Below are 9641 nucleotides of genomic sequence, written 5' to 3'. Positions count from 1 at the left end.
CCTCAACGCGCCGAACAAACGCTCATTGACTGCCTACGACCACTGAAACCAATAGGAATTAATCATCTAGGGGAACAGCCCCTTTTCCGCCGCCTTCCGCGGGCCGTCTACCGGCCCGTACCGGCCTGCGCCGAGGGGCGGTACACCTGGACGATCGACGGGCGGGGGGCGCTGGCCTCGCCGGGCGCCGGGCGCGCCTCCGAGGGGACGTAGTCCGGAAAGTACGAGTGGATCTCGGAGTAGGAGCCCTCCTCTCCCGGGTGCTGGACGGCAACGTAGACCATGGAGTCGTCGTCGTGGATGACCGGACCGCAGGTCTCGGCGTCGCGGGGGACCGAGAGGAACTGCTCGACCTTGCCGCGGTTCTTGCCGTCGACGGTGACCTTGAACAAGCCGTCGTTGTAGCCGATGCCGTCCGGGGCGCCGTCGGTGGAGATCCAGAGGTTTCCCTCGGAGTCGAACGCGACATTGTCCGGGCAGGAGATCGGGGAGACCTGGTCCGCGGGGAAGCCACTGAAGTAGGTCGCATCGCCCTGGGCGGGATCGCCGCAGAGCATCAGCAGGTCCCAATTGAACCGGGTGGCGGTGTGGTCGCCGCGGCGCTCGGTGATTTCCACAATGTGTCCATCGCGGTTCTCGGTCCGCGGGTTGGCCTCATCGGCCTGCGCGTTGGCGCCGACGCCGCGGTTGGAGTTGTTGGTGCACGCGATGTAGACCTTGCCGGACTTCAGGCTCGGTTCCACGTCTTCGCAACGGTCCATCTTGGTGGCCCCGACCGCGTCGGCGGCCAGACGGGTGAAGACCAGGACCTGCTCGATGCCCATGCCCTTGACTCGGCTCTTGCCGTCCTCGACGAGCGGCAGCCACTGGCCGGAACCGTCGAACTTGCCGTCGGAGGGGAGGTCGCCGGATCCGTCGATCTCGTTTTCGGAGGTACCGGAGAACCGGGCCACATACAGGTCCCCTTCGGTCAGCAAGGTCATGTTGTGGCGGCGGTCGTTCTTGCGGTACTTGCGCTTGGAGACGAACTTGTAGAGATAATCAAACCGCTCGTCATCGCCCATGTAGGCAACCACGTGCCCGCTGTCGGCGACGATGACGTTGGCGCCTTCGTGTTTGAAGCGGCCCAGGCTGGTGTGCTTGACGGGCGTCGAACGAGGATCCTCCGGGTCGATTTCGACGATGTAGCCGAAGCGGTGGGGCTCGTTGGCGAAGTCCTTGCCGCGGGCGTCGAAGCGCGGATCCTCGAGCTCCCAGCCCATGCCGGTGGCCTTGTTCTCCAAGCCATAGCGCTTGTCTTCGACGGAAGTGCCCGGGGTGCGGAAGAAGCCGTTGAAATTCTCCTCGCCGGAGAGGATTGTTCCCCAGGGGGTGGTTCCGCCGGAGCAGTTTCCCAGCGTGCCCTCGACGAAGCGTGCGCGGCGGTCCCGCTTGGTTTTCAGAAGCTCGGATCCTGCAGCTGGTCCGGTCAGCTCGAATTCGGTGTCGAGGGTGATTCTGCGATTCTTGTGGGCCCCGCAGACGTAGTCCCACGGCCCGGCGTTCTTCTTGCGTCGCAGTTCGACGACGCTCAGGCCGACGGCGTTGCGGAAGATGTTCCGGCGCTGGCGTTCCAGCGGCAGGGTCGCCCGTTGCAGCTCGATCACCTCGCGGGAGAGCTCGTAGATGCGCCGCGACACGTTCGGGTTGCCGGAGAAGAGCTGGTCGTCGATCTCGTCGATGTCGTTGGAGAGCCCGTCGACGACCGGTTCGTACTCATCCACCACCTGGTCGACCACCGCGTAGAGCACGGCGCGCGGCCCCAGGGACAGGAGCTCGGGCTCCTCCTGTTCCATGCGGTGCCGGACCTTGGCCAGGTCGGGGGACTCCGCATGCCGGACCGTGACGACGAAGTCCTCGCCGATGTAGACGTGCAGCTCGCCGAACTCGACCTTCTCGACGTCGTCCAGGTAGCGGGCCGGGCGCAATACCAGCAGCGAATGGTCCCCGTAGTGGTCCAGCTTGGCCCGCTGGTGGCCCTTCAGCGTGTCCTCGACGGCCAGCGCGTGCAACCCCAGCTCGCCGGCGACCGCCTGCAGCTCCTGCTCGCTGGGCCGGTAGAGCCCCAGCCACGCCATCCCCGAATGCTCGCGCATCTGCTGCACCGTGTGACCCAGTTCCGCCGGATCCTGCACCCGGTGCCCGTTGACATAGATCCCGTTATCGACAATGGCCATGACCACCTCCAGCGCATAGTCTGCCACCTGCCCGGCGGCCGCGCCCGTTGCCGGTCCCGCCGCGCCGGGGCCCGGTGCCACGCACTACGCTGGGACGGTGGACGAATCGACGCAACCCAGTGCCCCGACCGGTGAACCGCAGCCCGCCGGGGAGGCCGCGGCACCGCCCGAGGTGGGCCTGGGGCCCTGGGAGGGCGAATGGCCCGACGGGGACCAGTGGGATCCGGTCCTGTTGCGCGACGGAGACCGGCGCAACGTCGCCGACCGGTACCGCTACTGGCTGCACGAGGCCATTGTCGCGGACCTGGATACCCGGCGGCACGACTTCCACATTGCCATCGAGAACTGGCAGCACGACATGAACATCGGCACCGTGGTGCGCACTGCCAACGCCTTCCTGGCCAAGGAGGTCCACATCATCGGACGACGGCGCTGGAACCGTCGCGGGGCGATGGTCACCGACCGGTACCAGCATGTGCGCCACCACCCGACCGTGGACGAGTTCACCGCCTGGGCGCGGAAGGAGGGGCTGGAGGTCATCGGCATCGACATTTTCCCGGACTCCGAGCAGCTGGAGACCTACGAGCTGCCGCGCCGCTGCGTGCTGGTTTTTGGCCAGGAGGGCCCCGGGCTGAGCCCGGCGGTGCACGCTGCGGCGAAGGCCACGCTGAGCATCGAGCAGTACGGTTCCACCCGCTCGATCAACGCCGCCTCCGCCGCCGCCATCGCCATGCACGCCTGGATCCGCAGGCACGCCTTCGGCCAGGCGCCCCGCTAGCGGCCCACAGATTCCGTGCCCGGGGCCGCGGCTCCGCCGGCAGGGGAGGGGGCCTGGCCGCGACTGGAGCCGTGACCGCGTTCGAGGCTGATGATGTCGCGCGCAAAGGACGTGGCCAGGAGGGCCAGGCTGAGCGCCACGACAACCTGCGCCGCCGGCTCGGGGACCAACGGGACCAAGGCAACCACCAGGACCACCGCCTGGATGGCTGCCACGACCCTGCGGAATTGGCTGAACTCCAGGTGCCCCCGCAACGCAGGGCGCCACCACGAGAGCGCCACGAACGCATAGCGCATCACGCCGATCGCCAGGACCCACGGCCCCAGGGTGAAGGCCAAAGGCACGCACAGCACCAGCATCAGGGCGGCGTCGGTCTCCATGTCCAGGCGCGAACCCTGGACTGATGCGGTGCCGGTGCGCCGGGCCACCCACCCGTCGACGGCGTCCAGCAGCACCGCCGGGGCAGCCAGCAGCACCAGCCACCACGAGCGGTGCGGGGCCGTGCCGAGGGCGGCGAGGACGACGATCGTGGTGCATCCGCCGCCGAGCACGGCCCGGCTGAGGGTCACCCGGTCCGCCAGGGTGGAGAAGAGCGGGTTGCGCCGCACGACGATCAGCACGGCAACCAGGACGAGTGTCAGTCCGCTGGCCACCGCCGCGACGCTTCCCCATGAGGAGGCCTGTCCGAACTGCACCAGGACAATGCCCAGCCCCACGGAGCCCACCAGGGCGCAGAGCGCATCAACGAGCGCCTGTCGCCGCATCCGGGCCGTCGAGCGGCGCATCGGCATCCTCCGTGGTCGTCGGGTATTGCGTGGCGAGTCTACCGGCGTGGCGCCCGGCGGCGGGGGTTCATGACCGCCCCGGACTGCGGTGTTCCTGGCCGTGTGGGCATAATCGGACCATGGATTCACCGCAGCCGATGGAGAGCACCGCATATTGGACGACCGCGCCCGAGGCAGGCGAACTTCGGCAGGCGCGCTTGCGTCCACCGGAGGGCGGGGAGGCGCTGGTACGGAGCCTGTACTCGGGGGTGAGCCGGGGTTCCGAGATGCTGGTGCACCGGGGCCAGGTCCCCCCGGAGGTCGCCGTCCGGATGAAGGCGCCCTTCCAGGAAGGGGAATTCCCCTACCCCGTGAAGTATGGATACCTATCGGTCGGCGTCGTCGACGACGGCCCGCCGGAATGGGTGGGACACCGGGTGTTTTGCCTGCATCCGCACCAGGACCGTTATGTGGTGCCGCTGGACGCCCTGACGGCGGTGCCCGCTGATGTACCGAGCCGCCGTGCCATCCTGGCCGGTCCGGTGGAGACTGCGCTGAACGCACTGTGGGATGTTCCGCCGTGCGCGGGGGACCGCATCGCGGTCCTCGGCGCCGGGATGATCGGCGCGTCGCTCGCCGTGTTGCTGAGCCGGTTTCCGCTGGCCGGTCTCCAAGTCGTTGACCCGGACCCGGCCAAGCGCGACCTGGCCCGGTCCATGGGCGTGGACGCGGTGGAACCAGGGGCCGCCGACGGCGAATGCGACATCGTCTACCATGCGTCCACCACCGCCGCGGGGCTGGCCCGGGGGCTGGAACTGCTCGGCGACGAAGGCGACCTGGTCGAATTGTCGTGGTTCGGTTCCCAGTCCCCGCAGGTACCCCTCGGGGCCGGCTTTCACGCGCGCCGGCTGCGCATCAGCGCCAGCCAGGTGTCCATGATTGGCAGCGCGCGCCGCCACCGCCGCACCCACGCCTCCCGCATGCAACTGGTCATGCAGCTGCTGGCGGACCCGACATTCGATGCCCTGATCAGCGGGGAGTCGGACTTCGATGACTTGCCCGGCGTCATGGCCGACCTCTCCAGCGGTGTCCTGCCCTCGCTCTGCCGGGCCATCAGGTATCCCGATTCCCCTTCCGGTCGCTAGGGTCGTACGCATGTATCGATTGACAGTTCGCGACCACGTCATGATCGCGCATAGCCTCCCTGATCCGTTCTTTGGCCCCGCCCAAGCGCTGCATGGTGCGACCCTCGTTGTGGAGGTGACCTGGCGTCGCCGCGAGCTCGGGCCACAGTCTGTCGTGATGGATATCGGGGCCGCGTCCTCGATGCTTTCCGCGGTCCTGGAGTCCTTGCGCTATGCCAACCTGGATGAGCATCCGGCCTTTGCCGGCCGGCTGAGCACGACGGAGGCCATCGCCGGGCACATCAGCGAGGAACTGTGCCGGCACTTTGACACCTCGGAGTTCGCCGGCCTGGAGGTGCTCTTGCGCGAGCACCCCGATGCCTGGGCATCCCATGATGTCGACTTCGGGTGAGCCCCGCGAAACGACGTTCGTGGTTCCTGCGGGGCTCACCGGCCCCAGCGGGGGGACGGCGTACAACGAGGCCCTGACGCGCGCGCTCCGGGCGGCAGGCGGCACCGTGTCCGTCTGCGGGGTCGGGGGACGCTGGCCGCGCCCGGGGCAGTCGGATCTCCACGAGCTGCGCGCCACCCTGGCAGGTCGTGCACAGGTCGTCCTCGACGGGATCATCGCCTCGGCGGCCCCCGCGGAAGTGGAGGCCGCTGTCGCCGGGGGGACACGGGTGCACGTCCTGTTCCACCTGTCCCTGCTGGCCGAGGGCAGCGTGCCGCCCGCGGACCGGGCCCGCGTGGAGGCCAGGGAACGCCGGGCCCTGCAGGCGGCTCACACCGTGATCTGCACCAGCGAGTGGGCTGCCGGCGACGTCGTGGCCCGCTACGGTCTACTGCCGACCCGGGTGGTGCCCCCCGGCACGGACCCCGCACCGCTGGCCCGAGGCAGCAACCCACCGCAACTGCTGGTCCTGGCCTCGCTCACCTCGCGCAAGAACCAACTCACCCTGCTGGATGCCCTCTCGGCACTTGAATCACTGCCGTGGCGGGCGATGCTAGTGGGCCCCGGCGCCGCGGAGCCCGGCTATGCACGCCGGGTGCGGCAGCACGCGGCATCCGCGTTCGCTCCCGGAAGGGTCCACGTCACCGGGCCCCGGACCGGCCCCGAACTCGACGCGATCTGGGCCGCGACGGACCTGCTGCTGCTGGTTTCCCGGGAGGAGACCTTTGGGATGGTCGTGACCGAGGCGCTCGCCCGCGGTATTCCCGCGATCGTCGGGGCCGGTACGGGATCGGAAGAGGCGCTGGCCGTTGGAGGGGGTTCGCTACCAGGTGCCGCGGCAGCCCCGAACGATCCGGTCGGCCTCGAAGCGGTGCTGCGTTCCTGGCTCCAGGACCCCGCCCGTCGCAACAGCTGGCGGAATGCCGCCATACTCGCCCGGGATAGAATGCCGACATGGCACGACGCGGCGATCGACATGCTACGAATCCTCGGCCCGTGAGCCGCCCCGAGCGGCCCATTGCCAGTGACTGGCTGGCCCTGAGGCGGCCGGCGGACGAGCGGGCCCGGGAAGCCTCGCGCCCGCTGCTGGATGCGCTGGCCGACCACTTCACCCCCTCCCGGGCGGCGGCTCCGGTACACGTCATCGACATCGGTGCGGGGACCGGCGCCAACCTGGCCTGGCTGGCACCGCGATTGCGGTTCAGGCAGACATGGACGTTGCTGGACCATGATCCCGACCTGCTGGGACTCATCCCGCAACCCGGCGGAGGGCCCGTGGAGCACATCGACCGCGTCGTCGCGGGAATCGAGGACCTGCCGACGCTGGGACGGGACGCCGACGGCCCCGTCCTCCTCACCTGTTCCGCAGTACTCGACTTGCTGGGTATGCCGCAGCTGGAGGGACTCTGCGACTACCTGGTGGACCGGAACATCCCGGCACTGCTCAGCCTCAGCGTCGTCGGGGATGTGGAATTGAGCCCGGTCCATCCCTCGGATGCCCTGGTCAACACGGCATTCAACGTCCATCAGGGGCGCGACGGTCTTGCCGGCCCCCTCGCTGTCGGGCAGGCAGCCGAACGGCTCCGCGCCGGAGGCATGCAGGTGCAGACCGCGGAAACCCCGTGGGCACTGGGCTCCGATGACAGGGACCTGATGGACCGATACCTCCGTGACCGGGCGGAAGCCGTCGTGGAACAGGATCCGGCCCTGGCCTCCCCGGTGGCCACCTGGCTGGCGGACCGGCTGGCGGAGGTGCGAACGGGGCGCTTGCACCTCACCGTCGGCCACCGGGACCTGTTGTGCCTGCCCCCGCACTGAGGGGCGGTCATGGCATGAACCGCCGAAGGATTGCACTGTCCCTGCTGCAGGTCGCCGTCGCGGCGGCACTGCTGGTGTGGGCCGCCCTGCTGTGGGGGAGGGGGCCCTTCGTTGCGGCAGCCGGGGTGCTGTCCTGGCCGGCTTCCATCGGGGCGCTGGCCATGGGGACGGCCGGTGTGGTGGTCCAAGCCCAGCGGTGGAGGCTGGTGGCCCGGGGGCAGGGCATCGAACTGGGCCTGCGCGCGGCCATCGGGCGTTGCTGGCAGGCGGCATTCCTGAACGCGGTGCTCCCTGGAGGGTTGGCCGGCGACGCGGTGCGGGCGGTCGAACAAGGACCGGTGGGCCACGAGCGGCGCCGCGAGACGATCAAGAGCAGCGTCGGCGCCGTCTCCGCCGAGCGGCTCGCCGGCACCTCGGTGGTTTTCCTGGCCGCGGGGATCGCACTGCTGTTCGCCTGGCCCGCGGCCGCGGCGATCGGGTTGCTGGTGGCCGTGGCCGCTGGTGCTGCGGCTTGGCCGTGGCTGCGCCGGCTGCCCCAGAGGGACATCGGCCAGGTGTTGGGGTTGTCGGTGGTGGGATGGTGCGCGTTTGCCGTGATGTTCCTGATGGCCTGCCTCGCGGTGGCACCCCACCTGGCGGCGGGACAGATCCCGGTGCTGGCCGCCATCACCCTGGGCGGGATGTCCATCCCGCTGAATGTTGCCGGCTGGGGGCCGCGGGAAGGCGCGGCCGCCCTGGGGTTCATGGCCCTCGGCCATCCACCGGAGCAAGGCGTGGCCGTGTCGGTGGCCTATGGGCTCCTCGCGCTGGTGTCGGTACTGCCCGGGCTAGCGGTCCTGCTGATCCGCCTGGTGCGAAGTGGCCGACGCCGTCGTCCGCGCCGCGGCGAAATCAAACTCCGTGCAGATGTCCTCGCCCAGGACGAAACGACGCACCGGAGCGGAGAGGGCCCCGGACAGCGCATCGGTTCCATCAAAGCGGATTCCGGGGACACCGTCACCCACCAGTAGGGGTGCGCTGGTGATGTAGAGGCGGTCGAGCACTCCGGCGTGCAGAAACCTGGACACGGTCAGCCCGCCACCCTCAACGAGGACCCGGCCCAGGCCTTGGCCTTCCAAGAGCGCGAGGATGGACGCGGGCTCGAATCCCCGCACCGAGTCCAACCGGTGCACGCTCACGTGCGGCGCCAACGGCTCCGGGACCGCGGTGTCGGTGCCGACCAGCCACAGGGTTCGACTGCTCGCATCGGTGAGCACCTTGGCGGTCCGCGGGATGCGCGCCTGCGGATCCACGACGACGCGCACGGGATGGTTGCCCGTGACGGCGCGCACCGTGAGCTGGCAATCGTCGGCCGCCACGGTGCCTGCCCCCACGAGCACAGCGTCGACCAAAGCCCGCAGGCGGTGCAGGTGCTTGCGATCCGGTTCTCCGGTCACGAAACAGGCATCTCCGGTCCGCGAGGCGATGAACCCATCCAGGCTCTGCCCCAGCTGGCCGATCACCAGGCGCGGGCCGGCCTCGACCAGTGGTCCGTAGCGCAGCAGCAGCGCTTCTTCCTCGGTAGATAGGCTGCCACCCGGGAGGTGGCCCGAGACCAGCACATCCCAGGCATTTCGCCCAGGCGGCGGATCGTGGTGCATTCGGGCCCGCTTCGTGGCGAGATAGCCGGAATTCTCCTGGCGGTCCGCGACGTTCAACCGCACCCGTGACTCGACACCGATGCCGAGTGCTTCCAAGGCCGCCTGTTTGGCGGGGTTCGATGACAGCAGCCGGATCCGTTCGATGCCCAATTCGCGGAGGATCTGGGCGCTTTGGTCGTAGTCGCGGGCGTCGACGGGCAAACCCAGATGGGTGTTCGCGTCCACGGTGTCGATGCCTGAATCCTGCAGGGCATAGGCCCTGAGCTTGTCGATGAGGCCGATGCCGCGGCCCTCGTGTCCGCGGATGTAGATCAAGACGCCACGACCCGCCGCGGCGATGGCTCCCAGGGCGGCGTCGAGTTGTTCCCCGCAATCGCAACGGTAGGAACCCAGGGCATCGCCGGTCAGGCATTCCGAATGCAGCCGAACCAGCGGCGCCGGCCCCCCGCCGGCCGCCGGCTCGCCACGGGTGAGCGCGACATGGTCGACACCGCGGGCATCCCGGTAGCCCAGCAGTGCGAATTCCCCATGTCGGGTGGGCAGCCGGGTGGTCACGAGCCGGGTGACATCAGGCGATTCCCCGGAAGTCCGATATTCGAGAGCCATGGATTCAGCCTAGATGAATAAGTCCTAATTCCGCGTGTTTGCAGAATAGATCCCCAGCAATCTCGCTGGGGGTCTATTAATTGCCGGCGGAGGGTGTTAAGCCTTTGGTGTGAACAATCAACTGAACACCCTCCTGACAACACTCTACATCGATTTGGAAGATCGCATAATGCGGCCCTTCACAGATGAGCATGGGTAGCGGTCTTGCGCCACGGCCGGTGTCCGCCGGCGGCGAGCAGGGCGC

General features: G+C 68.9%; 8 protein-coding genes and 1 pseudogene. 6 read left to right on the top strand and 3 right to left on the bottom strand.

The features are described 5' to 3' along the window. Window positions 1–107: 107 nt before the first annotated feature. Complete coding sequence (locus RF637_RS13600) at window positions 108–2297, bottom strand: alkaline phosphatase PhoX (RefSeq protein WP_368845103.1); 2190 nt, start codon at window positions 2295–2297, stop codon at window positions 108–110. A gap of 91 nt (window positions 2298–2388) precedes the next feature. On the opposite strand from RF637_RS13600, the gene RF637_RS13595 reads away from it, so the two are divergent. Continuing rightward, the gene (locus RF637_RS13595) at window positions 2389–2994 is read left to right on the top strand and encodes a TrmH family RNA methyltransferase (protein WP_343902895.1); all 606 of its coding nucleotides are present in this window, start codon (window positions 2389–2391) and stop codon (window positions 2992–2994) included. Here the strand turns inward: RF637_RS13595 and RF637_RS13590 are convergent. Further along, window positions 2991–3779 carry a CDP-alcohol phosphatidyltransferase family protein gene (locus RF637_RS13590; protein ID WP_368845102.1) on the bottom strand — a complete coding sequence of 263 codons (789 nt, stop codon included), beginning with the start codon at window positions 3777–3779 and terminating at the stop codon, window positions 2991–2993. The genes RF637_RS13595 and RF637_RS13590 overlap by 4 nt on opposite strands. A 119-nt stretch (window positions 3780–3898) precedes the next feature. On the opposite strand from RF637_RS13590, the gene RF637_RS13585 reads away from it, so the two are divergent. The 5 genes and pseudogenes from RF637_RS13585 to RF637_RS13565 all read left to right on the top strand — a co-directional run. Beyond that, window positions 3899–4903 (top strand): zinc-binding alcohol dehydrogenase, encoded by a 1005-nt coding sequence (locus tag RF637_RS13585; protein WP_343902892.1) that lies wholly within the window; start codon window positions 3899–3901, stop codon window positions 4901–4903. A gap of 10 nt (window positions 4904–4913) precedes the next feature. Then, the gene (locus RF637_RS13580) at window positions 4914–5294 is read left to right on the top strand and encodes a 6-carboxytetrahydropterin synthase (protein ID WP_343902891.1); all 381 of its coding nucleotides are present in this window, start codon (window positions 4914–4916) and stop codon (window positions 5292–5294) included. Next, window positions 5275–6333: a glycosyltransferase family 4 protein gene (locus tag RF637_RS13575; RefSeq protein WP_343902890.1), complete on the top strand. Its 1059-nt coding sequence runs from the start codon at window positions 5275–5277 to the stop codon at window positions 6331–6333. The genes RF637_RS13580 and RF637_RS13575 overlap by 20 nt, the downstream gene beginning before the upstream one ends. After that, window positions 6330–7151, top strand: a complete 822-nt coding sequence (locus tag RF637_RS13570) for a class I SAM-dependent methyltransferase (protein WP_343902889.1) — start codon at window positions 6330–6332, stop codon at window positions 7149–7151. Before RF637_RS13575 ends, RF637_RS13570 begins: the two co-directional genes overlap by 4 nt. A gap of 14 nt (window positions 7152–7165) precedes the next feature. Beyond that, window positions 7166–7963: pseudogene (locus RF637_RS13565) on the top strand (lysylphosphatidylglycerol synthase transmembrane domain-containing protein); the annotation flags it as partial. Between the two features lie 15 nt (window positions 7964–7978). Here RF637_RS13565 and ribA read toward each other — a convergent pair. Beyond that, window positions 7979–9397, bottom strand: coding sequence for a GTP cyclohydrolase II (gene ribA / locus RF637_RS13560; protein ID WP_368845101.1), 1419 nt, complete (start codon window positions 9395–9397; stop codon window positions 7979–7981). Between the last annotated feature and the right edge of the window lie 244 nt (window positions 9398–9641).

The organism is Kocuria sp. CPCC 204721 (assembly GCF_040980945.1).
Taxonomy (GTDB): domain Bacteria; phylum Actinomycetota; class Actinomycetes; order Actinomycetales; family Micrococcaceae; genus Kocuria; species Kocuria marina.
Note: the sequence above shows the minus strand (reverse complement) of the source record. Positions and strands in the feature narration are given on the sequence as shown.

Excerpts from the sequence above, each read along its gene's own strand:
- RF637_RS13590 (WP_368845102.1), bottom strand. The coding sequence starts at position 3,779 with ATGCGCCGCTCGACGGCCCGGATGCGGCGACAGGCGCTCGTTGATGCG.
- RF637_RS13585 (WP_343902892.1), top strand. The coding sequence starts at position 3,899 with ATGGATTCACCGCAGCCGATGGAGAGCACCGCATATTGGACGACCGCG.
- RF637_RS13580 (WP_343902891.1), top strand. The coding sequence starts at position 4,914 with ATGTATCGATTGACAGTTCGCGACCACGTCATGATCGCGCATAGCCTC.
- RF637_RS13575 (WP_343902890.1), top strand. The coding sequence starts at position 5,275 with ATGATGTCGACTTCGGGTGAGCCCCGCGAAACGACGTTCGTGGTTCCT.
- ribA (WP_368845101.1), bottom strand. The coding sequence starts at position 9,397 with ATGGCTCTCGAATATCGGACTTCCGGGGAATCGCCTGATGTCACCCGG.